We start from the raw sequence: 24,484 nt of genomic DNA on the forward strand, positions 1-24,484 counted from the left end.
ACGGGGACTCCCCTACCCGAACGGGTATCCCGTGGGGTTCCCGGGCGGGCAGCCCGGACGTGAAGCCGCCCGCCCGGGGAGTCGCTCACTCCCGCCGTTGCAGCGCGTCGGTAGCAGGTCGGGTGGCGATGACAGGGTGGGTGCCGGTGTACCCCTCGCGTGCGCGAGCTGCGGCCTGGATCTTGCCGCGTGCGGCGAACCAGCCGACGATGAGCGCGGGGATCAGCACGACCAGAGACGCGAGCACCCAGCGCCCCGTTTCCGAGAAGGCCATGGTGACCAGTACGAACGCGAGGAACGCGAGCGTGAGGTAGGAGGTGAACGGCGCCCCGAAGAGCCGGAATGCGGGACGGGTGACCTTCCCTTGCTTCGCCCATCGATGCAGTTTCAGCTGGCAGAGGATGATGGTGGCCCAGCCGCCGATGATCCCGAGCGCGGAGATCTCGAGCACGATCTCGAACGCCTGCGAGGGCCAGAGCGCGTTGATGCCGACGCCGGCGAACGTGATCACCGCGGTGAGCAGGATGCCGCCGTAGGGCACGCCGTTCTTGCTCATCGCGGCGGTGAACGCCGGCGCGGAGCCGTTGACCGACATGGACCGCAGGATGCGGCCGGTCGAGTACAACCCCGCGTTCAGGCTCGACAGCGCCGCCGTGAGCACGACGAAGTTCATCACCGATCCCGCGATCGCCCCGGCCTCGGGGGAACCGATGTGGGAGAAGAACGTCACGAACGGGGACTGACCCGCCTGGTACACGTCGAAGGGCAGCAGCAGCGACAGGAGCAGGATCGATCCGACGTAGAAGACGGCGATCCGCAGCACGACGGTGTTGATCGCCTTCGGCATCACCTTCGCGGGATTCGCCGTCTCGCCGGCCGCCGTCCCGACCAGTTCGATGCCCGCGTAGGCGAACACCACCCCGGAGATCGCGAGGAGAGGTGCGATGAATCCCATCGGGAACATGCCGCCGTTCTCGGCGATCACGGTGAACCCCGTGGGGCCGACGTCGGTCGACCCGTTGAAGACGATGAAGCACGTGCCCACGATGAGGAAGATCACGAGCGCGACGACCTTGATGAGCGCGAACCAGAACTCCATCTCGCCGAACAGCTTGACGCTCACGAGGTTGAGCGACAGCACCACGACCAGGGCGACCAGCGCGATCACCCATTGCGGGATCTGCTGCAGAGGTTCCCAGTACTGGACCCAGAAGTTCACGTACAGAGCCGCGGCGGTGACATCGACGATCGAGGTCATCGCCCAGTTGAGGAAATACATCCAGCCTGCCCCGAACGCGAGCTTCTCCCCGTAGAACTCACGCGCGTACGAGACGAACGACCCGGACGACGGCCGATGCAGGACCAGCTCGCCGAGGGCGCGGAGGATGAGGAAGGCGAAGAAGCCGCAGACGGCGTATACCAGGATCAGCGCCGGTCCGCTGGATGCGAGGCGACCGCCGGCGCCCATGAACAGGCCGGTGCCGATGGCGCCGCCGATCGCGATCATCTGGATCTGGCGGGGCCGCAGGGCCTTGTGATAGCCGGCGTCCTCACTGGAGAAGTCCTGGACGGCTTCAGCGCGGTCACCGGTGAGTTCGCGATCGTTCTCGAGCGCGTCCTCTGGATCCATCTGGGGGACGGGGTGATTGTCGGTCATGGCATTTGCCTTTCTGAGGGTGGTGCACGAGGGGACCACTCGGCAAAGGGCGACTCCGTCAGCGCCGCTCGTCGAGCATCGTGATGCTGAGCAGAACCTCCTTCACCTGGTCGAGGTGGTAGCCCATGCTGTCTTCTGCCTCTTCCACCGACCCACGGGCGATCGCGGCGATGATCGCCCGGTGCTCGGCGTCACTCTGCTGACGGCGACCAGGCGTGAGGTTGATCACACTGGACTGATGCGCGAGGGCCAACCGGATGTTCTCGAGAGCGTCGGCGAACAACGGGTTCCCAGACGCAGATGCGATCGCGGCATGAAGCCGGGCGTCGAGATCGACCCACCTCTGGGGGTCCTCCTCCGCCTCCATCTGCTCCTGCAGCTCCTGCAACGCCGTGACCTGGTCTTCGCTGCGACGTACCGCAGCCAGACCCGCCGCAGCGACCTCGATATGAGGACGTGCCTCCATGAGGTGCCCGGCCGAGTAGCTTCCGAATCGCATGTCCCTGGCCGGTTCCGTGGCGGTGACGAAGGTGCCCCGCCCCGTTCTCGTCACGGTCAGTCCGCGCGTCTCCAGGATGCGCAGCACCTCACGGACCACGGCGCGCGAGACCCCGTACCGCGCGGCCAGCGCCTGCTCGGACGGCAGCCGGTCTCCGACACGCGCAACGCCCGCGGCGATCGCCTCACTGAGGTCGCGCAACACGTACTCCACCGCACCGACTCGGCCACCGCTCGGCGGCGCTGTCCAGCTGTCCGACAAGTGATCCATGTCTTCATGGTGGCCATCCACTGTTTCGGAGCCGTTTCCACCGCGAACAATTCACGTGACGCGGTCGTGTTCGCCTCACGAAGCGGGGTGGAGTTCCACCGACCACGGCAGATCGGCCCCCGGTCTGCCGACCGTGATCGCCGCCGCATCCACTGCACGAATCGCCAGATCCTGCAGCTTCTGTTCGGTGAAGGCCGTGTCGTGCAGTGCCGGGTAGTCCACGACGAGCGAGGCCATGAATGTGTCGCCGGCACCGATGGTGTCAGCCACGGCGACCCGGCGCCCCGTCACTTCCACGACCATTCCCTCGGCGGCGAGGACAGCGCCCCTCGCTCCTCGGGTGAGAGCGACCAGTCGCGGGCCGAGGCCGCCGACCAGGGCCAGCAGACCGGCCTCATCGAGCCCGGGATACAGATACTCCGCGTCCTCGTCGGAGAGCTTCACCACGGTCGAGCGTCGGGCGAACTCCTCGAATCTGGCCCGCGCTCGGCGCGGTTCGCCCACCAGCGCCGGCCGGATGTTCGGATCGAACGTCACGATCTCGGGGGCGAGCCGGTCGATCTGCTCGAGGACGACCTCGTCGCCGGGCGGGAGGAAGGCCGCGACGGATCCCGCGTGAATGGTGCGCGGTCTCACCGGCAGGCTCTCTCGGGACACGGTCCAGTGGATGCTGAACTCGTAGCGGGCCGAGCCGTCGTCGAGGATGTGGGCGTGGGCCGTTGACGTCGGGCCTTGGCCGAACGACTCGGCAAGCACCCACACACCGGACCGCTCGAGGTGCCGGGTGACCGCACTCCCCCGCGCGTCGGACCCCAGCCGGGTGAGCAGGGCCACCGCGATGCCCTGACGGCCGAGGCCGAGCGCCACATTCGCAGGACCTCCCCCCGGCATCTCGACCACCTCTGATCCGGTGGCCGTGATGTCGACCAGGGCCTCACCGATCACGAGCACCTCGATGTCGGTGGTCGCCCGCGTGGTCAAAGCCGGGCCTCGAGCGGCCGAAGGAAGCTGAGTTCGCTCTCGCCCCCGACGACGAGCGGGCCGAGCACGTGGTTGAATGCCGCACCCTTGTCGGCGCCGATGTGGGCATCGAACGCCGTCTGATCGCGGTACACCTCGAAGACGACGAATCGGTCTTCCGCCTCGGCGCGTGTGTAGACGTCGAACACGACGTTTCCCGGCTCCTGGCGCACAGCCTCGGCGTATCCGCGAATCAGTCCCTCGACCTCGGCGCGGGCGCCCGGTCGTGCCGTGAACTCGGCATAGAGCACGATGTGCTCCATGTCGTCTCCCTTCTGTTCTGCTCTGCCCGGCCGGGGGCCGCGGGCTCCCCGGCCGAGCGAGGTCTCAGGCCTGTGCGGCTCCGGTCATGATGGCGACGGCATCCGTCATCGAATGCGACTGCGGAGTGATCGTGGCAGCGCGCTTGCCGAGTCGCTGCACGTGGATCCGGTCGGCGACCTGGAAGACGTGCGGCATGTTGTGCGAGATCAGAATGACCGGGACGTTGTGTTCGCGCAGTCGCTCGATCAGCTCCAGGACCTGGTTGGATTCGCGCACGCCGAGCGCCGCAGTCGGCTCGTCGAGGATGACGACCTTCGAGCCGAAGGCCGCGGCGCGCGCGACCGCCACGGCCTGGCGCTGCCCTCCCGACAGGTTCTCGACCGCGACGGTCACGTCCTGAAGGGTCGAGATCCCGAGCTTCTGCACCTGCTCGCGTGCTTCTTTGCGCATGCCGGACCTGTCGAGCGCACGGAAGAGCGTTCCGGCCAGTCCCGGCTTGCGCCGCTCGCGCCCGAGAAAGAGGTTCGCGGCCACGTCGAGCGCCGGTGAGACCGCCAGATTCTGATAGACGGTCTCGATGCCTGCGGCTCGTGCGTCCTGCGGGCGCTTGAAGTGCACCAGTTCGCCATCGAGCCGCAGCTCGCCCTCGTCGGGCACGTAGGCGCCGGTCAGGCACTTGATGAGCGTCGACTTCCCGGCGCCGTTGTCGCCGATCACGGCGAGGACCTCGCCGGGGAACAGCTGCAGGCTCACGCCATCGAGTCCCACGACCCGGCCGAAGGTCTTGACGAGTCGCTTTGCCTCGAGCACCGGGACACCTTGGGGTGTCGGGGTGGGCTCCACGGCGTCTTCGATGAGGCTCACTTGCGTACCTTTCTGATCCACTGGTCCACGGCGACGGCCACGATGACGAGGATTCCGATGGCGAGGGTCTGATAGAGGCCGTCGACGCCGGCCAGGAAGAGGCCGTTGCGGAAGACGCCGACGATGACCGCACCCAGCAGGGTGCCCCAGATCACACCGCGCCCGCCGAACAGCGAGGTGCCGCCGATCACCACGGCGGTGATGGAGTCGAGGTTGAGGTCGGCACCGGCGTTGGGGCTCGCGGCACCCGACCTGCCGATCTGGATCCACGCCGCGACGGCGAGGACGGCGCCTGCGGCGATGTAGACGCCCATCAGCACCCGGCTCGTCGAGATGCCCGCGAGGCGCGCGGCCTCAGCATCATCACCGACGGCGTAGACGTGTCGGCCCCATGCCGTTCGTCCCAGGACGTACGCGACGAGGACGTAGAGGGCGAGCATGATGAGCACGCCGACAGTCAGCCGGACATCGCCGATCGGGATGGGAGTCGCCGTCCACGTCAGCAGCGCGGGCATCTCCGCCTTGCGGACGGTCTGCCCGCCGCTGTACAGGAGGGTGAGGGCGATGAACACGTTCAGGGTGCCGAGCGTCGCGATGAAGGGTGGGAGCTTCACCCGCGTGACGAGGAAACCGTTCAGCGCACCGGTGGCGAGAGCCGCCACGAGCCCGGCGAACAAGGCGAGAGGCGCGGGGAATCCGTTGTGGAACGCGGTCTGAGCCATCACCATCGAGGCGAGGATCATGGCGGCGCCGACAGAGAGGTCGATTCCCGCGGTGAGGATGATGAGGGTCTGTGCGATGGCCACCGTGCCGACGACGGAGACCTGGTCGAGCACGAGCGAGAGGTTCGCCGGCGCGAAGAACCGCGGGTTGAGGCTGCCGAAGACGATGATCGCGAGAACGAGCACGATCGCCGGGCTGATCGCCGGGTACTTGTGCAGCACGCCGCGGATCCGGTCGAGCGGGGTGCGCCGGTCGAGGAATTCGGCTGCGAGGTCGAGCGTCGAGGTGGGTGGAGCTGGCTGGGTCACAGTGTCACTTCCGTGGGGGTGGGAAGGATGCTGCGACCGCCGCGGGCGTGACGGTCGCAGCATCCGTCATGGATCGGATTACTCGGTGCCCCAGCAGATCTCTGCGGCCTCGGTGGTGTCGATCGAGTCGACGCCCTCGGCGGGCTGGTCGGTGACGAGCGCCACGCCCGTGTTGAAGAAGTCGAGACCATCGCTGGTCTCCGGGGCTTCGCCGGTCTCGACGAGCTTGACGATCGCCTCGACGCCGAGCTCGGCCATCTTCACCGGGTACTGCTGGCTCGTCGCGTCGATGATGCCGTCGGCGACCTGGCCGACACCGGCGCAGCCGCCGTCGACGGAGACGATGAGCACGTCGTCCTTCGTCTTGCCGGCTGCCTCGAGCGCCTGGTAGGCGCCGTAGGCGGCGGGCTCGTTGATCGTGTAGACGACGTTGATGTCGGGGTTCTTCGCGAGGAGGTTCTCCATCGCCGTGCGACCGCCGTCCTCGGCGCCCTGCGAGGCCTCGTTGCCGACGATCGTGTAGTCACCGCCGTCGCCGCCGGTGTACGTACCGGTCGGCTCCTCGTCGCCGTTCACCTTGTCGTCATTCAGCTCGATGCCCATGCCGTCGAGGAAGCCCTGGTCGCGGTTGTAGTCGACAGTCACGGCCTTGTCGTCGAACAGGTCGATGAGGCCGATCACCGCTTCCCCGCCGGCGAGCGTCGCTGCCGTCCACTGACCGATGTACTGGCCCGCGAGGAAGTTGTCGGTCGCGAACGTGATGTCCACGGCGTCCGCCGGGTCGGGCACCGTGTCCAGCGCGATCACGAACAGGCCGGCGTCGCGCGCCTTCTCGACGGCGTCCAGGACCGCGGGGCCGTTGGGGGTGATGAGGATGCCGGCGTCGCCCTTCGAGATGGCGGCCTCGATCGCCTGGATCTGAGTGTCTTCGTCACCGTCCTCCTTGCCCGCGGCAACGGTGAGATTGACGCCGTTCTCCTCCGCTGCGGCCTTCGCGCCGTCCTGCATCGCGATGAAGAACGGGTTCGAGTTCGTCTTGACGATGAGCGAGACGCCGATCTCTTCGGAGCCGCCCTCGGTCGGAGTTGCGCCGCTGGTGCCGGCGCAGCCGGTGAGCGTGAGCGCCGCAGCCGCTGACATGGTGAGCGCTGCGAACAGGGCGGTGCGTCCCTTGTGCATGTGGTTCTTCATTGAGTTCCTCTCGGCCGACGTTGCCGGACTGACAACGATGTCAGACACGTTTGTAGCGCAGCACTCGGCTAGGGTCAACTGGAATCTTCAATTTCGTGATGGGACTGTGACACCGATGTCAATCGCCAACCCGGCACGTGGGCAGAAGCCGCGCGCCACGATGAAGCAGGTCGCCGCGCTGGCGGGCGTCGGCACCAAGACGGTCTCCAGGGTCGTCAACGACGAGCCGAATGTCGCCCCCGGGACGGCCCAGCGCGTGTGGGACGCGGTCCGCGCGCTGGATTACCACGTCGACCTCCAGGCCGGGAGCCTCCGACGCACCGACGGGCGCACGCGCACTCTCGGCCTGCTCATCAGCAGCGTCGACAACCCGTTCGCCGGCGCGATCCACCGCGCGGTCGAGGATGCCGCGACGGAGCGCGGGGTGGCCGTCTTCGCTTCCAGCCTCGATGATGACGCCGACCGAGAGGAGCGTGCGGTGACCGCGTTCCTGCAGCGCCGGGTCGACGGCCTGATCCTGACCACGGCGGGGCGCCGGCAGAACTACGTCGCACTGCTGCAGGATCGCGGCATCCCTGTCGTCTACGTCGACCGTGAGCCCGCTGACACGGAGGCGGACTCCGTCACCAGCGACAACCGTGCCGCTGCGCGGGCGGGGACCGAATGGCTCATCTCCCACGGCCACCGCCGAATCGCCCTGCTCGCCGACCGCCGCGAGATTCCCACCGCGGCCGAGCGCGAGCGAGGATTCCTGGACGCCACGAGGGATGCCGGGATCCCCAGCGCACAGACCCCGGTCGTCGCCGGACTGCGCGATGCCGAGGCCGCCCATCAGGCGCTGAGAGCGCTGCTCGAGTCGGATCAACCGCCGACCGCTGTGCTCAGCGCCCAGAACCTCATCACCATCGGCGCGATCCATGCGCTGCGCGATGCCGCACTGGAGCACTCCGTCGCGCTGGTCGGCTTCGACGATGTGCCGCTGGCAGATCTCCTCGACCCGGGCATCACCGTTATCGCTCAGGATCCGCAGGAGATCGGGCGCATCGCCGTCGAGCGCATCTTCGATCGGCTGGAAGGCGACGCCTCGCCGCCCCACCACCACATCGTGCCGACGAGCTTCATTCCTCGCGGAAGCGGAGAGATCCCCCCGCCGTCGCGGCTGCCCGACACCTCGAACGCGTAGCCGGGCGGTTCAGCGGAGGCGGCGACGTGGCGGATCACGTCGTTGCGTTGTCCAGCGGACAAGCCATAACATCTCGCCCTGATGATCTGACATCGATGTCAGACGGGTCGATCAGACCCGATGATCGCCAAGGAGGGCGAACGACCGATGGTGCGAACACGATGGATGTCACTGCCTGGCGCGGCGCGGGCACCCCGAGCTGCCCGTGCGCGAGCCGTCGCAGCGGCGGGACTCGCGGCGGGGATGATCGCGGCCGGGCTCGCGGCCCCGCCGCCCGCCGGCGCGGAGGAGATCGCGGTCGGGGATGAGCCGTATCGCCCCGCCGTGCACTTCACGCCCGAGCAGAACTGGATGAACGACCCGAACGGGATGGTGTACGTCGACGGCACGTACCACCTCTACTTCCAGCACAACCCGCACGGCACCCGCTGGGGCAACATGAGCTGGGGCCATGCGACGTCGGACGATCTGCTGCACTGGGAGGAGCAGCCCCTGGCGATCCCGCAGACCTTCGACGACGAGGGCCGTCCGATCGAGAGCATCTTCTCCGGCTCCGTGGTCGTCGACGAAGACAACACCTCCGGCTTCGGCGACGGGACGCGAGCGCCGCTCGTGGCGATCTACACCAGCGCATACGAGCCGGCCCATCCCACTCGCGCCGGGAAGCAGGCGCAATCGCTGGCGTACAGCATCGACGGCGGATACACCTGGACGAAGTACGCCGGCAATCCTGTCCTCGATAGGGATTCGGCGAACTTCCGAGACCCCAAGGTGTTCTGGTACGACGGCCCTGCCGGCAGCTACTGGGTGATGACCGCCGTCGAGGCGCTCGACCGCAAGGTGGTGCTGTACAAGAGCCACGACCTCAAGACCTGGGAGCACCTCTCCGACTTCGGCCCCGCGAACTCGACCGGTGGCATCTGGGAGTGCCCCGACCTGTTCGAGCTGCCGGTGGACGGCAACCCCGACGACACCCGTTGGGTGATGGTGGTGAACCTCAATCCCGGCGCGGTCGCCGGGGGCAGTGGCGGACAGTACTTCGTCGGCGACTTCGACGGCGTCACGTTCACCAGCGAGACCAGCGAAGGCCCGCAGGCCCTGCCCGCAGGCGAGGTGTTCGCGGGTTTCGACGACGGCACCTACAACGGCTGGACGGTCGCGAACGAGCCCGGCAACTGGAGGGAAGGGCCGTGGGGGCCCGCGCCGGCCACGGGGACGCTGCCGGGACAGAACCCGGTGGCCGGCTACATCGGCGCAGGACTCGTCAACGGGTTCAACGACGGCGACTGGCCGGTGGGCACGTTGGAATCACCCGCGTTCACCGTCCAGAGCGACTACATCAACTTCCTCGTCGGCGGGGGGCGGCATCCGCACGTCTCCGGCGCGCAGCTGACCAACGAGCCGCCCGCCGGCACCACCGTGTTCGACTTCGAGCTGGCCGACGGACAGGTGCTCGCCGACGCCGGGTGGGAGATCACCGGCGACTTCGCGACCGAGCCGTCGCGTAACCCGTCCACCGCCGGCGGCGACTACTACCTCGGCGCCAAGCGCCTGAACACGTGGGAGGGAGGTCCGCGCGGAGACGACAACGTCGGCACCTACACCTCGCCGGCCTTCGCTCTCGACGGCGACTACGTCTCGTTCCTCATCGGCGGCGGCAAGCGCACCGACGGCTCGCTTCAGGCCGAGCTCGTGGTCGGCGGCGCCGTGGTGCGTACCCAGACCGGCCCCGAGGCCGGACAGCTGAACTGGCGTTCCTGGGATGTCGCGGAGTACCGCGGACAGGACGCACAGCTGCGCATCCGCGACGAAGCCACCGGCGGGTGGGGCCATCTCACCTTCGACCACGTGGTGGTGGGCGATGCACCCGCGAAGCCGCGCTCGGACGAGACATCCGTCAATCTCGTCGTCGACGGCGAGATCGTGCGCACAGCGACCGGCGCAGACAGCGAGACCCTGGACTGGGCGAGCTGGAACGTCAAGGAGTTCGAGGGGCGTGAGGCGTCGATCCGCGTGATCGACAACAACCGCTTCGGCTGGGGTCACATCCTGCTCGATCAGGTGATGATGGCGGATGCCGCCGCCCCGACGCGGATGGAGAGCTATGACTGGCTCGACTGGGGTCGCGACTACTACGCGGCCGTGTCGTACTTCGGCACGCCGCCCGGATCGCGGGTCATGCAGGGCTGGATGAACAACTGGGACTACGCCAATGACATCCCGACCAGCACGTGGCGCAGCTCCATGACGCTCCCGCGCGAGGTGACGCTCGTCTCGACGGCGGCGGGACCGCGCCTCTCGCAGCGCGTCGTGCCGCAAGTGGCCGGCCAGCTCCAGACCACGCGGGCGGAGTCGCTCACATCGGTCGCCGTGGACGGCGACACCGATCTCGGCCTCGCGGGCGAGGTCGTCAAGCTGGAGGTCGTGCTCCGTCCCGGCGACGCCGAGCGGGCGGGCGTGCGCGTCTTCGGCGACGAGGACTCGGGCACGCTCATCGGGTACGACACCGAGGCCGGGCGCGTGTTCATCGACCGGCGCGACTCGGGCAACATCGCGTTCCACCCGGCGTTCGCGTCGATCGAGGACGCCCCTCTCGCGCTCGGAGCCGACGGCACCGTCGCCTTCGAGGCGTACCTGGACCGTGCCTCGGTGGAGCTGTTCGCCGCCGACGGGCCGCTGGCGATCACGGACCAGGTGTTCCCCGACGCGGGCGCCGACGCCATCACTGCGTGGTCGGAGGGAGGCGAGGCGACGATCGAGCGGATCACCGTCACGCCCATCGCGCCCACGATGTGGCAGGAACCGGAGCCCGTCGTGGCGCCAGGGGCCCCGACATCCATCGTCGCCACTGCCGGCGGTGCAGGAGTCGAGGTCTCATGGATGGCTCCGACCGACGACGGCGGTGCGCCCGTGACGGAGTACCGCCTCTACCAGGAGGGCCTTCAGGGTCAGATCGCCACGTCGGCGACGACTGCCCACACGGTCACGGGCCTCACCCCGGGATCCACCGTGCGATTCGCCGCGACCGCGGTGAACGCAGCGGGCGAGAGCGAGCGCTCGGCGTGGTCTGCGCCGCTGATGGTCCCGGACGGGGCCACCGCCGTGCCCAGTCGAGGCACCCTGTCGCACGACAACGGCTGGGACACCGGACTCGCGGACGGTGACTACAACGTCACGATGAACTTATACCGCGGAGAGAACGGCTCCACCTTCCGGCTGTTCGAGAACGGAGCGCTGGTCGCGACGGTGCCGCTCGCCTACGGGGGCACCGCGGCGCAGCAGGCGAAGGTGCCGATCACCGGGAAGCAGAACGGCGTCTACGTGTACACGGGTGAGCTGGTGAACACGAAGGGCGTCACCGCGACGACCTCGGTGACCGTCAAGGTCACCCAGGCCACTCCGGGAAAACCGGTGCTCTCGCACGACAACACCGACGGCGACGGCCGATTCACGCTCACCGCGAACATGTGGTGGGGCACCAACGCGACGTCGTACCGGTTCTACGAAGCGAGCACGATGATCGCCGAGGGCAGCCTCGTCGCGGCGACGCCGGGCCCGCAGTCCGCGACGACCACTGTCGAGGGTGCGGCCATCGGGAAGCACACGTACCGTGTGGAGTTCATCAATGCGGCGGGGGCGACATCCAGCGCCCCGATGACGGTCACCGTGAAGAAGTAGCCGCCGACGGGAGGCACGTCGCACTCGTGCGGCGTGCCGCCCGTGGAGGTGGAGGGGCTCGAAAGCGGAGTCTGCGGGGCGCGATGCGAACCCCTCCACGTGGTGCGACGATGCCGTCGGTCGATGTCGCCACTCGACGGGAGTGGCAGAGACGTGTGCGGGCGGCCGACTACTCGGGTGAGCCCAGGCGCGGTGGGGCGACCGACTCGCGCTCCACCACGGGACAGGCCAACACGGTCGGATGCTCGGCGAGCAGCGTCTCCTCGTCTTTGCCGTGAATGAGATCGGCGAGCTTGGAAACCGCCCAGGCCCCCATTTCGTAGTGCGGGAGCGAGACTGTGGTGAGCGTCGGAAACAAGCTGTCGGGTATCGGCGCCTGATCGTCGAAGCCGACGATCGAGAGGTCGGCGGGGATGACGAGTCCCCGCTCGCCTGCCGCCCGGTACGCGCCGACTGCCATTCGGTCGTTGTAGCAGAACACCGCCGTGGGAAAGCGGTCGAGCAGCTCCAGGCTGGCGCGGTATCCGCCGCGCGCGTCCGCGGTGCCCGCTGCAACGAGGTCATCGCTCGGCAGACCTGCCGCCTGCATCCCGTCGAGATAACCGAGGAGGCGTCCTCGCGTGGCGGGGACGTCCTCGGCGCTCGCGGCGAATGCGATCCGCCGATGCCCCGCACGCGCGAGCATCTCCACGACCGCGGCGGCACCCGCACGTTCGTCGGGCAGCACTGCAGGTATCGCCCCCGCGGAGTCGCGTGCACCGATCAGCGCTGCGGGCCGGGACCGCAGATTCTCCGGAGCGACGATCACGTCGTGATACACCGTGGCGTAGATGATGCCGTCGACTTGCCGATCGAGGAAGGCCTGGATCTGGGCCGCGTCGACCTCTGGCTCCGGATTCAGTACGGAGTTGATGATGGCGAGGGTGAGGTTTCGCCGACTCGCCTCTTCCTGGGCGCCGAGGATGATCCGGCCGGCGTGGGGCGTGGTGGCGATCTCCTCGGTGACCAGGCCGATCATGTCCGACGCCTGCGTTCGCAACCCGCGAGCGAGGCGGTTCGGCCGATAGCCCAGTTCCTCAGCGGCAGCGCGGACGCGCGCTGCGGTGTCTTCGCTGACCCGCGTATGCGGTGTGGCGTTGAGCACGTGAGAAACGGTGGTCTGTGAGACGCCCGCGTGTGCCGCGACGTCCCGGATGCCAGCGGTCTTCTCTGTCACTCGGCTCTCCGTCATCGTTGTCCCCTCACGTTCGTACCACCTTTTCGGTCAACGACGGTCCGCGCGGCGGTCCCCCAGCGCCACCACGCCGGCAGGCAGCGGGGTGTGCTCGGCGTGCCCGCCGGATCCGATCGATGGGGTCGGCCGGAAGGCGTTCGCCGCGCGATCGATGACGACCTCGCCATCGCGACCCGAATCGAGGATGATGTTTCCGCTGGCTGTGGGATCGACCAGGACCGCGGTGACGGCGAGACTTCGCGAGGCGTGGGTCGCGAGCAGGGCGTCGACCTGCGCTTCGAAGCACGAGTCGCTCGCTGAGGTCGCGACGTCCAACCCCACCACGTGGTTGCTCGCGATGTAGTTGCCGCTGCCGGCTACCAGCCGGATGATCACAGGGGTGGCACCTGACGGCCGGACGCTCTCGGAGTCGATGACCTCGGAGAAATGATTGCCGATGATCGAGTTGTTGCTGCCGGCGATGGCCAGCAGCCCGAAGACGTCGTCCAGTCCGTTGTCCACCGCGAGGAAGGGCGTCCAGGGCTCGTGATCGCGGAGGAAGTGATTCGAGCCCACCAGATTCTCCGAGCTGTTCGCGGCGAGAACCATCATCCCCGGGTAGAACGAGTGAAGGCGGTTGTTGGTCACGCTCGACCGGGTGACACCGTGAAGGTGCACGCTGCTCGCGCCGCGCGGAAACACGTTGTTCGCGGTGATCAGAAGCCCACCGTGGTTCTCGGCGTAGATCGAGTGGCCGTGCGGGCCGGCTCCGATGAGGTTGTCGGTGATCTTCGACGCCTGACCCCAGCTGCGCAGTTCGATGCACGAACCGCATTCCGCGATGAAGTTGTCGTGAATCGAGAGCGCGTCCGCTTTGTGGATCGTCATCGCGCGCTCGAGGTAGACGAACCCCATGCCCGTGATCCGGAATGAGTCGTTGGCATCCCTGACATGAATGCCCGTCTTCCCGTTGGCGTACGAGTTCTCCGGGTTCTCCCCCGGCTGGTCGCCGACGAAGTGCAGCCCGTCGATGCAGAAGCCTGAGAACTCGACAGAGCTGATTCTCGGGCTGCCGCTGCGTGCCACCAGGAATGCGGCGCCGGCGGATTCGTCCTGCGCGCCTCCGGCAGCGATGTCGACGAGGATGCGGCTGCCTCCGGGCCACAGCTCGTGCAACCCGGGCCATTCGTCTTCCGGGACGTTGAACCGGATGCTGGACGAGCTGAAGCCGTGCCCCGCGCCTTCGATCCGCAGGAAGCTGACGTCGATCAGCACCTGGGTGCGAAGTCGGTAGTCCCCCGGCGGGATGTGGATCACGGCGCCCGGCTTTCCCCCGTCCCCGATGTCGGGCGCTGCTTGGCGGGCCTTGACGTCCGCGATGATGCTGTTGATCACCTCTCCGATGTCCTGGTGGGCGTCGCCGTGAGGCCACGCCGTCACGTCGTAAGTGTTGTCACTCGACATTGATGTCCAATCGTGTCCCGGCTTCTCAGCCCTTGACCGCGCCGAGGGTGAGGCCGGCGACGATCTGCCGCTGGAGGAAGAGCGTGAGCAGGATGACGGGGATCGAGTACACCGCGGCCAGCGCCGTCATCCCTCCCCAGTCCAGGCCGAACTGGCTCTGGAAGTTGGCGATCACCACCGGGGTCGTCTGGGCCCTGACAGAGGTGAGCAGGAGCGCGAAGAGGAACTCGTTCCACGACGCGAGGAACGCGAAGATCGCGGTCACCGCGAGGCCGCCCGACACCACGGGCAGCACGACACGCCACATCGCCTGGAGCCGGTTGCAGCCGTCGACCTCGGCCGCTTCGCTCAACTCGTCCGGGACGGCCTCGAAGAAGCTCGCCATGAGCCAGATGGAGAGGGGAAGCGAGATCGTGGTGTGCGCGAGGGCGAGCCCGAAAGAGGTGTCGGTCAATCCGAGGTTGCGCATCACCTCGATGAGAGGCGCCCCCACGGCGATGGTCGGCACCATTCGGGTGACCAGCGCCGCGACGATGAAGACGCGTCCGCTGGGGGTGCGAAACCGAGTGATCGCGTATGCGGCGGGCACGGCGAGCACCAGCGACAGCACGGTCGAGGTGACCGCGGTGACGACGCTGTTGATGAGCGCCGCCGGCACGCCCTCGCGGGTGAGTGCGGATACGTAGTTGTCGAGCGTCCACGTCTCGGGCCACACCGATGGCGGGACGGCGATCGCGTCCAATGGGGGCTTGAACGACGTCAGCAGCAGGTAGAGGAACGGGAACCCGTACATGATGATGGCGGCGGCGAGCAGGACCCACAGGAGGATGCGGCTCTTGCCGCGGGTCTCAAGAGGATTCATCGTCTGCTCCCTGGACGCCAGATCAGCAGGATCGCGACGATGGCCACGGCCAGCATGACGATGAGATACACCGTTCCCATGGCGCTGGCCAATCCCGGATCCCCGAATCGGGTCATCGTGCGGTAGATGAGAAGGCTCAGCGTCGTGGTGCTGCCCTGAGGGCCGCCGTCCGTCTGGATGAGGATGATGTCGAATGCTCGGGCCGCGTCGATGCCGCGCACGATGAGTGCGACCGCGATCACGGGTCGCAGCAGCGGGATGATGATGCTGAACAGGATCCGCGGGTATCGGGCGCCGTCGATTCGGGCGGCTTCGATCACGTCGCCGGGGACGTTCTGCAGACCGGCGAACAGGACGAGCGTGATGAACGAGGTCGTCAGCCAGATATCCGGCAGCGCAACCGAGAACAGCGCGATGTCGGGGTTGCTCAGCCACTGGATCTGGTCGGGGCTGGACAGGATGTGCGCCTCGTAGAGCAACTGGTTGACGATGCCGAAGTTGTCGATGAGGAGGAATCGCCACAGCAGGCCCGCCACCACCGGTGCGATCATCAGCGGGTACATGAACACGGTGCGGAAAGCGGCCGAGCGTCGGCCGAGGGCGGTGAACAGCAGCGCCACCGCGAGACCGAGGACGAACTCGGCACTCACCACGAAGACGGTGTACACGATCGTGCGGACGGATGCGGACTGGAAGGCATCCGAGGCGAAGGCGGTCGCATAGTTGGCGAAGCCGACGAACGTCCGCGGCGCACCGGCGAACGGTGAGATCTCGAAGAAGCTGTCGTAGATGAACCGGACGAGGGGCCACAGCACGAACCCGGCGAGGAACAGGGCGGCCGGCGCCATGAGCAGGAGCGCGAATCGGCGGTCGCCGCTGTCCTTGCTGCGGTGCTTGCGCGGGTGCGGATGTGAGCCCTGGTGCGCGGGTGAGCCGAGGTGGGGAGCCCGCGGCGGGACGGTCTGGGCCGCCCCACCGCGGGTTGAAGGAGCGAGAGTCTCCACGGAATGCCTTTTGGATGGATCGTCTACTGGACGATCGACTCGATCTGGGACTTGGCGTCCGACAGGAGCTGCGCGGTGTCAGCTCCCGGCTCGACGGCCTTCTGGATCATCGGCACGAGCACGGAGTCGACGATCTCCTGCCACTGCGGGGTCGCGGGCCGAGGCAGCGACTGCGACGACTCCAGCGTCGACACCAACGCGGGATAGTTCTCGAATCCGGCTTCGCCTTGCTTGCTCTCGAACGCGGTCTTGCGGGCGACCAGACCCAACGAGGTATCGGCAGCGAGGTCGTTGTGCTCGTACGCGAACGCGATGAAGTCCTTCGCCTCGTCCTGCTTGGCTCCCGACGCCGGGACGGACAGGTACCACGCGCCGGGCACTCCCGCCACCCCACCGGGGCCGCCGATCATCGGGGCGACACCGATGGCATCCTTCACGGCCGAATCCTCCGGCGTCTGCCGATAGGCGTGGCCCCAGAATCGCATCATCGCGAGCTTGCCCTGGTAGAAGAGGTTCTGCGCCCCCGCCCAGTCCAGCTGCGCGGCGCCGGACGGAGCGTACGGGAGCAGGCTGACGTAGTAGTCGAGCGCTTCCTTGTGCGCGGCGTCGTCGATCGTCACCTCGCCGCTGTCGGTGTCGAGCACCATGTCCTCTTCACCGGCCTGCGACACGGTGGCCAGCCACTCCGTCTCGACGGCACCCTTCACATCAGTGCCGTACAGATCGATCGCACCGTCGCCGTCGGTATCGCGGGTGAAGAACTCCGCGATATCGCGGTACTGCTCCCACGTGGTGGGCGCGGTCAAGGGATAGCCGTACTTCGCCTCGAAGTCGGCCATGTTCTTCGGGTCCTCGAAGAGGTCCGTTCGGTAGAAGAGGATCTCGGAGTTCGTCCAGACCGGCATTCCGACGAACGTGCCATCCACCTGCGACTCGCTCACCAGGCCGCCGAACAGGTCGGACTCGACGTCGTCGGTGAACAGGTCGTCCAGCGGCGCCAGCCCCGGCGCGAAGGCGGGAAGCCAGATCGCGTCGAGCGCGGCGATGTCGAAGGAGGGCTTTCCTGCCTGGAGTTCAGACGAGATGCGGTCGTAGAGCCCCGCATACGGAAGCTCCACGAGAGTCACCTCGGTCCCCGTCTCCTCCTTGTACAGATCGGCGATCGGCTGCAGTTCAGCCTTCCCGCCACCCTCGACCACGACGGTGAGCGCACCGGTGTCAGCCGCGGGTTCGGCGCCACCGCCTCCGGCGCCGCAACCGCTCAGAGCGATGGCGGCGGTGGTCACGGCTGCCGCGGCAACCAGTCCCCGGCTGAGACGTGCGTCCGCCGGCATGCGAAGCTTCATCACTTCGACTCCATTCATTGATGTACAGGAGGGTGCAGACTCCGGTCGGGACGCTGTGCCAATACGATTTGCCAAAACGTCTTGGCACGACGATAGCGATCCTCACGAAGGGAGTCAAGAATCACTTATCGCCCCTGACGACCAGAGCGAACCGGTCCGACAACCCCTGAGTACGCAGATCGCAGACGACTCGCGCGGAATCCGGTGCGAGGGATCCCGATGGTTCGCCGCGGAAGTGAAGCCTGGAGGCTGCGCGGACCGCCGGCAACGCGGAAGCAGTCGCGCGAGCGGTCTATCGCACGGCGGGCTCGCTCAGGGCGTTTCGGTGCGTGCGCCTGCCAGTGCGGGCGATGGCAGCGCGACGCCATGCAGCGCATCCACGACCGGAGCGAGCTCCGGCCGGTCGGCCGCGTCAGCGAGCGCACGCTCGAGAGCCTCGTCATGCACAGGCAGCGCACGGTCATAGAGCGCGCGCCCGCTGGGGGTGAGCTCGGTGTAGATGCCGCGGCGGTCGTCGGCGCACAGGATGCGCGTGAGCAGCCCCCTGTCTTCGAGGCGGGTGACCAGGCGCGTGGTGGCGCTGGGGCTGAGCGCGGCGGCACGTGCGAGCTGCTGCATCCGCATGTGCCAGCCGTCCTGCCGGCTGAGCGCGTCCAGGACCGTGAACTCCACCACGGAGAGTTCGACCGCGGCGAGGCCGCGCTCGAGCTCCGACTCGATCAGTCCGTGCAGCGCCGCGAGCGTACGCCACCCTTGCGCGCGCACCTCAACAGCGTCGTCGCCGATGCCCATGTGACACTCCTGAATAGATAGTTGCTTGCGCGGGTTGTTTGCGTGTGCAATGATCTTCCTTGCTTGTGCATTATCCCGCGCTTGCAACTACTTTATCGTCTCACGAGGAGATTGTCATGCCTTTGGGTCTCGTGGCGCTGGCTATCGGCGCTTTCGGCATCGGGTTGACCGAGTTCGTCATCATGGGGCTGCTGCCCGAGGTCGCCGCCGATTTCGGCGTCTCAGAGGCCGCCGCCGGATGGCTGATCTCCGGCTACGCCCTCGCGGTGGTCGTCGGGGCCCTGGTGCTCACAGCGGCGACCACTCAGCTGCCCCGTAAGCCCGTCCTGCTGGGATTGATCGTGCTGTTCATCGTGGGCAACGTGCTCACCGCCATCGCCGAGGACTACAGCCTGGCGATGATCGGGCGCATCCTCGCGGCACTGTGTCACGGCGCGTTCTTCGGCATCGGCTCTGTCGTCGCCGCGAGCCTGGTGGCCCCCGACAAGAAGGCCGGCGCGATCGCGATCATGTTCACCGGCCTCACCGCGGCCAACGTCCTGGGCGTGCCGTTCGGAACGTTCCTCGGTCAGCAGCTGGGGTGGCGGTCGACGTTCTGGGCGATCGCCGCCATCGGCGTCCTGGCGTTCATCGGCATCGCCGCCCTCGTACCGACCCTTCACAGCCCGGAAGAGCGGATCAGCCTCCGCGGCGAACTTCGGGCGTTCCGCTCCGGCCAGGTCTGGCTCTCGCTCCTCGTGACCGTTCTCGCCTACGGCGGCATGTTCGGCGCCTTCACCTACATCGCCTACACGCTCACCGAGGTCTCCGGGTTCCCCACCACCGCCGTGCCGTGGTTGCTCGTGCTGTTCGGCGCCGGTCTCGTGGTGGGCAACTGGCTCGGCGGCAAGCTCGCCGACCGCTCCATCGACGCTACCCTGATCGGCTTCATCGCGGCGCTCGTGGTGATCCTCGCCCTGTTCGCGCTGTCCGCGGGATCCCAGGTCGCCACCGTCATCGCCCTGTTCCTGATGGGCGGATTCGGCTTCGGCACCGTACCCGGCCTGCAGAGCCGCATCATGATCTACGCCGGCCAAGCCCCCACCCTCGCCTCGGGCGCCAACATCGGTGCGTTCAACGTCGGCAACGCCATCGGCGCCTGGGCAGGCGGCGTCGGCATCGCCGCGGGTCTCGGCTACACCTCCCCGATCTGGATCGGCGCGGTCATCACCCTCGCCGCCCTCGTCGTCATGATCATCGCCGCCGCGGCCGCCCGCAACACGAGGACGGATGCCGCAGCCGCCGTAACCGCGACGAACTCGTCGAACGCGCCGAGCGCGCCTCGGAAGGCGACTGCCGACGCCCCCACCCGGTGACCCGGCCCGGCCTCACCAACGAATCACCCAGAAGGAGAATCCTCATGCCCACCACCATCAGCAAGCTCACGACCGACGACGCCGAACGCCTCATCGACGCCGCCCGCGAGGCCGCCGAGCACGCCGGAGCAACCGTCAGCATCACCGTTCTCGACGCCGGGGGCCACCTGCTCGCCTTCCGCAGGGACGACAACGCGGTGCTCATCTCCGGCGAAACCAGCACACGCAAGGCTTACACGGCTCTCCAGCTGAACGCCGCCACCGCCGACGTGGTCGACGCCGTGAAGCCCGACGGGCCATTCCATTCCCTGCAGACCGCGCTCGACCGACCGCTGCTGTTCATCGCCGGCGGGGTGCCGCTTCACCGCGACGGCCACCTCATCGGCGCGATCGGCGTCGGAGGCGGCGCCCCGGCCGACGACCACCGGTTCGCGACCGTCGCCGCAACGCTCATCGAGGCGTGACTGGACGCGGTGGCCGGACGGAGTCGCGTCAGCCTTCATGCTGATCGCAATGCTCGATTCGGCGTTCACGCACCTCCTTGCATGTCGGCGTTCCTCCTGACGCGCGCCCATCGCACGCTCGAGCGCGCAAGTTGTGCGCATGAGCGCCTCGGTGCTGCTCATCGCCGTCGGTGCCATGGTGTAAGCAGGGGCACGGCATCGGCGGGAGATCGAGAACTTCTCGCACGGACAGTCACGTCTCCAGCACCGAAGAGCTAGTCGACGGTGGTTCTCCGGGCGAGAGTGGTGGGGACTATGAAGGAGGTCCCATGCCTGCGCACACGCACGACGCGGCCACTCAGCCGCACGACAACCCGGATCTGATTCCGGTTACCGGGGTGCGCGGTGCCGGGCCGCGGCATCCGCTCGACCCTTTGACCGCCGCCGAGATCGAGGCGGCGCGCGAAGTCCTGGTGCGGGCGGGCCTGCTCGGCGAGACCGTGCGGGTGCCGATGCTGCTGCCCGACGAGCCCGCGAAGGCCGAGCTCGCCACGTGGACACCGGGCGACCCGATCGATCGCCGCGTGGACGTGACGCTGATGGATGCCACCACCGGCGCAGTGACCGAGGCCATCGTGTCGGTGACGCGCGAGGTGGTGGTGTCGACGCGCGAGCTCGACCCGGCGCAGGCGCCCTACGGTCAGCCGCAGTACCTCTTCGAAGAGTACGAGCGGGCGGCCGAGATCGTGAAAGCCTCGCCGGAGTGGCAGGCGGCCATGAAGCGCCGCGGTCTCGGAGACCGCGTCGACCTGGCGTTCTGCTCGCCCCTGGCGCCCGGCTTCGTGGGACGCGAAAGCGAAGTCGGGCGACGCGTCATCCGTTCTCTGACGTTCCTGCGCGACAGCGAGGACGACATCCCGTGGGCTCACCCCGTCGAAGGCCTCATCGTCCACGTCGATCTGGTGTCGAACACCGTGATCGGCATCGAGGACGAGGGGGATGTGCCGGTTCCGTCCGGCAGCGGCAAGTACACGCCGGATGCCGTCGGCCCTGCCCGCACGAGTCTCAAGCCCATCGAGATCACGCAGCCCGAGGGCCCGAGCTTCGCCGTGAGCGGCTCGCTCGTGGAGTGGGAGAACTGGTCGATGCGCGTCGACTTCAACGCGCGCGAGGGCCTCGTGCTGCACGACGTGCGGTTCGATGACCGCCCGGTGCTCACGCGCGCGAGCGTGCCCGAGATGGTCGTGCCCTACGGCGACACCTCGAATACCCGGTTCTGGATCAGCTACTTCGATGCCGGCGAGTACCTGCTCGGCAAGAACGCGAACCACCTGGAACTCGGATGCGACTGCCTGGGCGTCATCCGCTACTTCGACGGATACGTCGCCGACGACCACGGTCATCCGGTGAAGATCCCCAACGTGGTGTGCATGCACGAGGAGGACTACGGCATCCTCTGGAAGCACACGGAGCAGGGGCCGGTCGGCTCGCACGTGCGCCGCTCGCGCCGCCTGGTCGTGTCGTACTTCTCAACGATCGGCAACTACGACTACGGCTTCTACTGGTACTTCTACCTCGACGGCTCGATCCAGCTCGAGGCGAAGGCAACCGGGATCGTGTTCGTCGGCGGCGGGCACCCGGGCTCGGAGAACCGGCACGCGTCCGAGATCGCACCCGGTGTCTTCGCGCCGGTGCACCAGCACCTCTTCTCAGCGCGACTCGACGTCGCCATCGACGGCGAGGACAACCAGCTGGTCGAGATCGACGCGGCGCGCATCCCGATGGGTGACGCGAACCCGTTCGGCAACGCCTTCACGTGGACCGAGACGCCGCTGCGCACCGAGACCGAGGCACAGCGCGTCGCCGACACGTCCGTCGCGCGCGTGTGGGAGGTGCGGAGCTCCTCGAAGAGGAACTACGTCGGCAAGCCCACCGCGTACCACCTGATCCCCCAGCCGACCGCGCTGCTCATGGCCGACCCCGCATCCTCTGTCGCGGCCCGCGCCGCGTTCGCCACGAAGCACCTGTGGGGAACCGCCTACGACCACGAGGAGCGCTGGCCCGCCGGACGTTACCCCAACGCGCACCAGGGCGGCGCCGGACTTCCCGCCTACACGGCCGATGACCGGTCTATCGACGGCGAAGACCTCGTGCTCTGGCACACCTTCGGCCTCACCCACATCCCCCGCCCCGAGGACTGGCCCATCATGCCCGTCGACTACGCCGGGTTCTGGTTCAAGCCCTATGGGTTCCTCGACGTGAACCCCGCAATGAACATCCCGGAGTCCTCGCAGGCGCACGCCGGCGACCACCGGCCCGCGGGCGCGACGGGCCCCCGCGCCGCCGGGACGATCGCCGACGGGGGCTGCGGCATGGGCGCGGAGTGCAGCTGCGGCCACTGAGGAGAAGCACATCGAGCGATACGGGGACGGATGCTGCGGCATCCGTCCCCGGCTCTTGCAACTTCGGCGGCCGACCCAGCGCGCGCCCGTTCGCGCCTGCGGAGTTGGGCAGCTCGGGCCGCCTCCGGCGCACCACGCGGCACCATCCGCCACTGCGGTGCGCAACAGCCTGACGAACGTGGCGGCTGTGGTCGCCCAGCGCCCACGATGCGGCCATACACCTAGCGTTTCAACCTCGAGCGCGCTCGCCGAGATACCGAAGGGCGACGGATGCCGCAGCATCCGTCGCCCTTTCCTCGAGGTCAGCGGGTCAGACGCCGACGGGTTCGCTCCCGAGGTGGGGCGCGTCGGCCTCGTCGGCGCCGTGGCCGATCTGGCGGTAGACATCGGGCTTGGCCTTGCGGAGCCAGTACGCCCATACCACCGCCGCGATCGACGGCACGAGGAGGATCGCCGGGAGTATGAAGGTCGTCGGGGTGGACTCGGTCTGGCCGAGGAGCACGTCCCAGTTGACGAGGATGAGGATCCAGACGATCACGAGGGCGACGAGCGCGACGATCGGTGCGACCAGCCGCGAGCCGGCGCCGACGTCACGTGTGTCGCGGCGGAAGAATCCGATGACCGCCGCCGAGACGAGCACCATGAGCAGCACGAGGCCGAAGGCGCCGAGGTTCGTGAGCCACGTGAAGAGCGTCAGCACCGGGTACGGGCCGTTCGCCGGGTTCCACCCGGTCTCGGCGATCGCGAAGCCGATGATGACGACGAGGGCGAGCACCGACTGGGCCAGCGAACCCGCCCACGGCGCACCGCTCGAGGTGCGCACGGTGCCGAGCTGACGGGGCAGCACGCCCTCCCGGCCCAGCGAGAACGCGTAGCGCGACACGGCGTTGTGGAAGCTCACAAGCGCCGCGAACAGGCTTGTGATGAAGAGGATCGACATGAGATCGACCCACAGCACGCCCAGGTGCTCGGCGACGAAGTTGAAGAACAGCGGCGGTCCGGCCTCTTCCGGCGCGATGCCGGTCGGGTCGGTGATCTTCGCCGGTCCCACGGCGAGTGCCAGCGCCCACGACGAGATCGCGTAGAAGACGCCGATGACGGCGACCGCGAGGAACGTCGCACGCGGGATCGTGCGCTTGGGGTCCTTCGACTCCTCGCCGTAGATCGCCGCCGACTCGAAGCCCATGAAGGCCGCGATACCGAACGCCAGCACGGCTCCCACGCCGGGAACGAACAGTGCCGACGGTGTCATGGGTGCGACGGTGAAGCCCTCGGCCGGATTGGCGAACGACACCGCGTCGAACACGATGACGGCGAGGAACTCCAGCGCGACGAGCACTCCCAGCACCTTCGCCGAAAGGTCGACGCGGTTCACGCCGAGGATGCCGACGACGACGATCCCCAGCACAACCCACAGCCACCACGGGCTGGCCCATCCGGTCTTCGACTCGATGAACGATGAGATCTGGAAGCCGAACATGCCCCAGATGCCGATCTGCATGGCGTTGTAGGCGATGAGGGCGAGCACCGACGCGCCGACGCCGGTCGGGCGGCCGATGCCCTGCGAGACGTAGGAGTAGAACGCGCCCGCGTTCGTGATGAACCGGCTCATGGCGGCGTAGCCGATTGCGAAGATCGCCAGCGCCGCCGCCAGCACGAGGTAGCCGAACGGGATGCCGTCGACGTGGGTGACCGAGTAGGCGCTGGTGACGCCCCCGGCGACGACCGTCAGCGGTGCCGAAGCGGCGATGATCATGAATGCGACGGCGAGCACCCCGAGGCGGCGGTGCGCCGCCGTCCGGGTGGTCGATGTCGTCGGGCCTGCGGTGGCCATGGGCAGCTCCTTCGGTGCACGTGTCGGGTTCAGCTCATCGTGTCGAGCCCCCCGATCGCCGGGTTGACGCCGCGGGCAGAGTCCTTGCCTGAGGGGGCACACCAGCGGCCCG

General features: G+C 67.9%; 19 protein-coding genes. 5 read left to right on the plus strand and 14 right to left on the minus strand.

Annotated features, from left to right (window positions below; genetic code table 11):
- Positions 1 to 85 precede the first annotated feature (85 nt).
- From JNB61_RS16870 to JNB61_RS16900, 7 genes are all read right to left on the minus strand, one after another.
- Positions 86 to 1,657, minus strand: coding sequence for an amino acid permease (locus tag JNB61_RS16870; protein WP_220340396.1), 1,572 nt, complete (start codon positions 1,655 to 1,657; stop codon positions 86 to 88).
- A 58-nt stretch (positions 1,658 to 1,715) separates the two neighbouring features.
- Positions 1,716 to 2,426 (minus strand): FadR/GntR family transcriptional regulator, encoded by a 711-nt coding sequence (locus tag JNB61_RS16875; RefSeq protein WP_220340397.1) that lies wholly within the window; start codon positions 2,424 to 2,426, stop codon positions 1,716 to 1,718.
- A gap of 75 nt (positions 2,427 to 2,501) precedes the next feature.
- Entirely contained in the window at positions 2,502 to 3,407 is a 906-nt protein-coding gene (locus JNB61_RS16880) for a PfkB family carbohydrate kinase (protein WP_220340398.1), read from the minus strand.
- The gene (locus JNB61_RS16885) at positions 3,404 to 3,709 is read right to left on the minus strand and encodes a putative quinol monooxygenase (RefSeq protein ID WP_220291316.1); all 306 of its coding nucleotides are present in this window, start codon (positions 3,707 to 3,709) and stop codon (positions 3,404 to 3,406) included. The genes JNB61_RS16880 and JNB61_RS16885 overlap by 4 nt, the downstream gene beginning before the upstream one ends.
- Positions 3,710 to 3,773: 64 nt before the next feature.
- Positions 3,774 to 4,574 carry an ATP-binding cassette domain-containing protein gene (locus JNB61_RS16890; RefSeq protein ID WP_201448750.1) on the minus strand — a complete coding sequence of 267 codons (801 nt, stop codon included), beginning with the start codon at positions 4,572 to 4,574 and terminating at the stop codon, positions 3,774 to 3,776.
- Positions 4,571 to 5,605: an ABC transporter permease gene (locus JNB61_RS16895; protein WP_159843074.1), complete on the minus strand. Its 1,035-nt coding sequence runs from the start codon at positions 5,603 to 5,605 to the stop codon at positions 4,571 to 4,573. Before JNB61_RS16895 ends, JNB61_RS16890 begins: the two co-directional genes overlap by 4 nt.
- Before the next feature lie 78 nt (positions 5,606 to 5,683).
- The gene (locus tag JNB61_RS16900; RefSeq protein ID WP_374226648.1) at positions 5,684 to 6,796 is read right to left on the minus strand and encodes a substrate-binding domain-containing protein; all 1,113 of its coding nucleotides are present in this window, start codon (positions 6,794 to 6,796) and stop codon (positions 5,684 to 5,686) included.
- A gap of 115 nt (positions 6,797 to 6,911) precedes the next feature.
- Between JNB61_RS16900 and JNB61_RS16905 the strand changes: the two genes are divergently transcribed.
- Together JNB61_RS16905 and JNB61_RS20400 are read left to right on the plus strand one after the other, a co-directional pair.
- Positions 6,912 to 7,979: a LacI family DNA-binding transcriptional regulator gene (locus tag JNB61_RS16905; RefSeq protein ID WP_223214923.1), complete on the plus strand. Its 1,068-nt coding sequence runs from the start codon at positions 6,912 to 6,914 to the stop codon at positions 7,977 to 7,979.
- A 165-nt stretch (positions 7,980 to 8,144) separates the two neighbouring features.
- The gene (locus JNB61_RS20400; protein WP_275952230.1) at positions 8,145 to 11,657 is read left to right on the plus strand and encodes a GH32 C-terminal domain-containing protein; all 3,513 of its coding nucleotides are present in this window, start codon (positions 8,145 to 8,147) and stop codon (positions 11,655 to 11,657) included.
- A gap of 169 nt (positions 11,658 to 11,826) precedes the next feature.
- Here the strand turns inward: JNB61_RS20400 and JNB61_RS16915 are convergent, their stop codons facing one another.
- The 6 genes from JNB61_RS16915 to JNB61_RS16940 all read right to left on the minus strand — a co-directional run bounded on the left by JNB61_RS16915 (position 11,827) and on the right by JNB61_RS16940 (position 18,338).
- Positions 11,827 to 12,888 carry a LacI family DNA-binding transcriptional regulator gene (locus JNB61_RS16915; protein ID WP_222855518.1) on the minus strand — a complete coding sequence of 354 codons (1,062 nt, stop codon included), beginning with the start codon at positions 12,886 to 12,888 and terminating at the stop codon, positions 11,827 to 11,829.
- A gap of 33 nt (positions 12,889 to 12,921) precedes the next feature.
- Complete coding sequence (locus JNB61_RS16920; protein WP_220340399.1) at positions 12,922 to 14,334, minus strand: right-handed parallel beta-helix repeat-containing protein; 1,413 nt, start codon at positions 14,332 to 14,334, stop codon at positions 12,922 to 12,924.
- A gap of 25 nt (positions 14,335 to 14,359) precedes the next feature.
- A complete protein-coding gene (locus JNB61_RS16925) occupies positions 14,360 to 15,196 on the minus strand; it encodes a carbohydrate ABC transporter permease (protein WP_220291322.1) in 837 nt (278 codons plus the stop codon).
- Positions 15,193 to 16,044 carry a carbohydrate ABC transporter permease gene (locus JNB61_RS16930; protein ID WP_220340441.1) on the minus strand — a complete coding sequence of 284 codons (852 nt, stop codon included), beginning with the start codon at positions 16,042 to 16,044 and terminating at the stop codon, positions 15,193 to 15,195. Before JNB61_RS16930 ends, JNB61_RS16925 begins: the two co-directional genes overlap by 4 nt.
- A 179-nt stretch (positions 16,045 to 16,223) precedes the next feature.
- Positions 16,224 to 17,546, minus strand: a complete 1,323-nt coding sequence (locus JNB61_RS16935; RefSeq protein ID WP_223214924.1) for an extracellular solute-binding protein — start codon at positions 17,544 to 17,546, stop codon at positions 16,224 to 16,226.
- Positions 17,547 to 17,858: 312 nt separating this feature from the next.
- Positions 17,859 to 18,338, minus strand: coding sequence for a MarR family winged helix-turn-helix transcriptional regulator (locus JNB61_RS16940; protein WP_220340400.1), 480 nt, complete (start codon positions 18,336 to 18,338; stop codon positions 17,859 to 17,861).
- Between the two features lie 116 nt (positions 18,339 to 18,454).
- Here JNB61_RS16940 and JNB61_RS16945 point away from each other — a divergent pair, with 116 nt between their 5' ends.
- The 3 genes from JNB61_RS16945 to JNB61_RS16955 all read left to right on the plus strand — a co-directional run bounded on the left by JNB61_RS16945 (position 18,455) and on the right by JNB61_RS16955 (position 22,538).
- Positions 18,455 to 19,693, plus strand: coding sequence for an MFS transporter (locus JNB61_RS16945; protein WP_220291325.1), 1,239 nt, complete (start codon positions 18,455 to 18,457; stop codon positions 19,691 to 19,693).
- A 44-nt stretch (positions 19,694 to 19,737) separates the two neighbouring features.
- Positions 19,738 to 20,157, plus strand: a complete 420-nt coding sequence (locus JNB61_RS16950; RefSeq protein WP_220291327.1) for a GlcG/HbpS family heme-binding protein — start codon at positions 19,738 to 19,740, stop codon at positions 20,155 to 20,157.
- 308 nt (positions 20,158 to 20,465) lie between these two features.
- On the plus strand, positions 20,466 to 22,538 hold the full coding sequence (locus JNB61_RS16955; RefSeq protein ID WP_220340401.1) for a primary-amine oxidase: 2,073 nt from the start codon (positions 20,466 to 20,468) through the stop codon (positions 22,536 to 22,538).
- A 310-nt stretch (positions 22,539 to 22,848) separates the two neighbouring features.
- Here JNB61_RS16955 and JNB61_RS16960 read toward each other — a convergent pair whose 3' ends face one another.
- Positions 22,849 to 24,372, minus strand: coding sequence for an APC family permease (locus tag JNB61_RS16960; RefSeq protein WP_220340402.1), 1,524 nt, complete (start codon positions 24,370 to 24,372; stop codon positions 22,849 to 22,851).
- Positions 24,373 to 24,484: the final 112 nt, after the last annotated feature.

The organism is Microbacterium ureisolvens, from assembly GCF_019511645.1.
Classification (GTDB): domain Bacteria; phylum Actinomycetota; class Actinomycetes; order Actinomycetales; family Microbacteriaceae; genus Microbacterium; species Microbacterium ureisolvens_A.

Bases quoted from the DNA above. Each gene is read 5' to 3' on its own strand.
- JNB61_RS16940 (WP_220340400.1), bottom strand. From the start codon at position 18,338: ATGGGCATCGGCGACGACGCTGTTGAGGTGCGCGCGCAAGGGTGGCGT.
- JNB61_RS16920 (WP_220340399.1), bottom strand. From the start codon at position 14,334: ATGTCGAGTGACAACACTTACGACGTGACGGCGTGGCCTCACGGCGAC.
- JNB61_RS16950 (WP_220291327.1), top strand. From the start codon at position 19,738: ATGCCCACCACCATCAGCAAGCTCACGACCGACGACGCCGAACGCCTC.
- JNB61_RS16870 (WP_220340396.1), bottom strand. From the start codon at position 1,657: ATGACCGACAATCACCCCGTCCCCCAGATGGATCCAGAGGACGCGCTC.
- JNB61_RS16955 (WP_220340401.1), top strand. From the start codon at position 20,466: ATGCCTGCGCACACGCACGACGCGGCCACTCAGCCGCACGACAACCCG.
- JNB61_RS16935 (WP_223214924.1), bottom strand. From the start codon at position 17,546: ATGAAGCTTCGCATGCCGGCGGACGCACGTCTCAGCCGGGGACTGGTT.
- JNB61_RS16915 (WP_222855518.1), bottom strand. From the start codon at position 12,888: ATGACGGAGAGCCGAGTGACAGAGAAGACCGCTGGCATCCGGGACGTC.
- JNB61_RS16945 (WP_220291325.1), top strand. From the start codon at position 18,455: ATGCCTTTGGGTCTCGTGGCGCTGGCTATCGGCGCTTTCGGCATCGGG.
- JNB61_RS16930 (WP_220340441.1), bottom strand. From the start codon at position 16,044: ATGGCGCCGGCCGCCCTGTTCCTCGCCGGGTTCGTGCTGTGGCCCCTC.
- JNB61_RS16925 (WP_220291322.1), bottom strand. From the start codon at position 15,196: ATGAATCCTCTTGAGACCCGCGGCAAGAGCCGCATCCTCCTGTGGGTC.
- JNB61_RS16905 (WP_223214923.1), top strand. From the start codon at position 6,912: ATGTCAATCGCCAACCCGGCACGTGGGCAGAAGCCGCGCGCCACGATG.
- JNB61_RS16900 (WP_374226648.1), bottom strand. From the start codon at position 6,796: ATGAAGAACCACATGCACAAGGGACGCACCGCCCTGTTCGCAGCGCTC.
- JNB61_RS16885 (WP_220291316.1), bottom strand. From the start codon at position 3,709: ATGGAGCACATCGTGCTCTATGCCGAGTTCACGGCACGACCGGGCGCC.
- JNB61_RS16875 (WP_220340397.1), bottom strand. From the start codon at position 2,426: ATGGATCACTTGTCGGACAGCTGGACAGCGCCGCCGAGCGGTGGCCGA.
- JNB61_RS20400 (WP_275952230.1), top strand. From the start codon at position 8,145: ATGTCACTGCCTGGCGCGGCGCGGGCACCCCGAGCTGCCCGTGCGCGA.
- JNB61_RS16960 (WP_220340402.1), bottom strand. From the start codon at position 24,372: ATGGCCACCGCAGGCCCGACGACATCGACCACCCGGACGGCGGCGCAC.